Annotated in this window: 1 rRNA gene; it reads left to right on the top strand. The window is 51.8% G+C overall.

Annotated elements, in window-relative coordinates:
- Positions 1-245, top strand: a 23S ribosomal RNA gene (locus NNN71_RS25140); the annotation flags it as partial.

Below are 245 nucleotides of genomic sequence, written 5' to 3'. Positions count from 1 at the left end.
TGGATGCCCTGGCAGTCAGAGGCGATGAAGGACGTGCTAATCTGCGATAAGCGTCGGTAAGGTGATATGAACCGTTATAACCGGCGATTTCCGAATGGGGAAACCCAGTGTGATTCGTCACACTATCATTACGTGAATACATAGCGTAATGAAGCGAACCGGGGGAACTGAAACATCTAAGTACCCCGAGGAAAAGAAATCAACCGAGATTCCCCCAGTAGCGGCGAGCGAACGGGGAGCAGCCC

The organism is Kluyvera sp. Awk 3 (assembly GCF_028069715.1).
Classification (GTDB): domain Bacteria; phylum Pseudomonadota; class Gammaproteobacteria; order Enterobacterales; family Enterobacteriaceae; genus Kluyvera; species Kluyvera georgiana_A.
Note: the sequence above shows the minus strand (reverse complement) of the source record. Positions and strands in the feature narration are given on the sequence as shown.